Raw genomic sequence first — 2,013 nt, 5'->3', positions numbered from 1 at the left:
AATCCAGGGCCTTCGCCACCTCGGTGATGATGTGGATGGCGCGCTGCGGAGTCATCGCGCCGGCACGCAACGCGGCATCGGCGTCGGTGCCGTCGACGAATTGCATCGCGATCCACAGCTGGCCATCGACGGTATGCCCGCGGCTATACACCGACACGATCTGAGGATGGTCAAGCGCAGCCGCCACATCAGCCTCACGGACAAAGCGCGCCCGAAAGTCGGGATCAAGCGACAACTCGGCCGACAGCACCTTGAGCGCGTCATGGCGCGGCAAGATCGGGTTGGCCGCCAGATAGACCGCGCCCATACCGCCCGTGCCCAGCACCCGCTCGATGCGATAACCAGCCACCACCGAGCCGACCGTCAGCATCGAAACCACCGGCCGTGCGGGGGATTCGGGCAGGCGAGGCATGGTAGCGCCGGCGAGGCGGAAGTCGACTCATGGGGGCAGGGTGGGAGGCAAACTGCCGCCGTCTTCACCGCTGACGTCACCGAATCCCCTTCACGCGTTGTCGGTGCAGTCTAAGACCGCACACGATCCCAGCGTGTTCACCGGTCGGCTCAGGGCTCGAAGCGCGCAGTGCGCGCCGAAAGATGTGAAAGTTACCGTTGGATCGCGTAACTTTTTGGCGGACTAGATCGTCGTGAATGAATGAGCCAACCGCAGTCAGCGAACGACCAGATCACCGACGCATGGCGTCGGCATCGCCCATACCTGGTCAATCTGGCCTACCAGATGCTGGGCGATGTCGGGGAGGCCGAAGACGTTGCGCAGGAGGCGTTTTTGCGACTTTCCCGCGCCGACCTTAATGAGATCGAGGATGTCCGTGCCTGGCTGACGGTGGTGGCCGGCCGGCTCTGCCTCGACCAGGTGCGTTCGGCGCGCGCCCGCTACGAGCGGCCCGGTGACATCGGCTCAGAGGTGGCCGCGCTCAATCAGTCCCGTCGGCTGGACCCGGCCGATCGGGTCACCCTGGACGACGAGGTCCGCACGGCGCTGCTCGAGGTATTGCGCCGACTCAGCCCGGGGGAGCGGGTGTCGTTTGTGTTGCACGACGTGTTCGGAATGCCGTTCGACGCGATTGCCGAGACGGTGGGCCGCCCGGTCGGGACGTGTCGCCAACTGGCCCGGCGCGCGCGGGCGAAATTCGCTATCGCGCAACCGAAGCCGGTGGAAGTGCCGGTGGCCGAGCACCAGCTCGTCACCGAAAAATTCATCACCGCCTGCGCCAACGGCGATCTACAGGCGCTGGCCGCGGTGCTGGACCCGACGGTGTGGGGTGTCGGGACGGTGCTCGTCGATCCAGCCCCGCCGCCGCAGATCAACCACGGCCCGCACGACGTTGCGGTCAATCTGCTGCGCTACTTGGGGCCGGGTGTGACGGTGGTCAGCGGTCCCGCCGGTCAGCCGGTGCTGCTGGCCTTCGCCGAACGACGGCTTTTCGCCGTGATCGTGCTGACCATCCGCGGACACCTGATCACCAAGATGGAAGCCACCGCCGACCCGTCGGCGCGAACCGCGGGCTAGCGGTTTTCGGGCGTGCCGTCTGGCCGCGACGCGAAGAATCCGGCGACCGCGGCTGCGATCTGCAGGAATTTGCGTCGAGTCGTGCGAGCCATCTCGTGCGTCACGTCGATGACGCCGCCGGGCCGCAGGTGCGGATCGAAGGGCACTTCCACCACCGTCTGCCCCCGGTCAATGAATTGATGCGCCAGCAGTGAACGGGTGCGTTTGTCGGAGTGCCCGTCGGAATCGTTGAGCACCACCACAGTGCGCTGCAGCAGGCCGGTACGGCCATGTGCCGCCAGCCATTCCATCGTCTGCGCCGCCGCCGAGGCACCATCTGCCCACGGCGACGACACCACGATCAGCGCGTCGAGGTCGCTCAGCGCCTCCTGGGTGACCGGCGCGTCCATGGTGGAACCGCAGTCGACGATCGAGATCGTGAAGTGACGGTCGAGCCGCGACGCGGCTTCGCGATACAGCGCGGGATCGAGCAGGCGGCGCGGACC

General features: G+C 66.7%; 3 protein-coding genes. 1 reads left to right on the top strand and 2 read right to left on the bottom strand.

Translation table 11 applies throughout. The features are described from left to right. Positions 1 to 412, bottom strand: a 412-nt coding sequence (locus WAN71_RS15955; RefSeq protein ID WP_422226261.1) for a protein kinase domain-containing protein, incomplete at its 3' end; no start/stop codon positions are given. A gap of 240 nt (positions 413 to 652) precedes the next feature. Between WAN71_RS15955 and sigI the strand changes: the two genes are divergently transcribed. After that, on the top strand, positions 653 to 1,528 hold the full coding sequence (gene sigI, locus WAN71_RS15950) for an RNA polymerase sigma factor SigI (RefSeq protein ID WP_422226260.1): 876 nt from the start codon (positions 653 to 655) through the stop codon (positions 1,526 to 1,528). Here sigI and WAN71_RS15945 read toward each other — a convergent pair. After that, positions 1,525 to 2,013: MinD/ParA family ATP-binding protein (locus WAN71_RS15945; RefSeq protein WP_422226259.1), on the bottom strand; the 489-nt coding region annotated here is incomplete at its 5' end. The two genes, sigI and WAN71_RS15945, sit on opposite strands and share 4 nt — an antisense overlap.

It is taken from the genome of Mycobacterium sp. (assembly GCF_049280035.1).
Taxonomy (GTDB): Bacteria; Actinomycetota; Actinomycetes; order Mycobacteriales; family Mycobacteriaceae; genus Mycobacterium.
Note: the sequence above shows the minus strand (reverse complement) of the source record. Positions and strands in the feature narration are given on the sequence as shown.

Excerpts from the sequence above, each read along its gene's own strand:
- sigI (WP_422226260.1), top strand. The coding sequence starts at position 653 with ATGAGCCAACCGCAGTCAGCGAACGACCAGATCACCGACGCATGGCGT.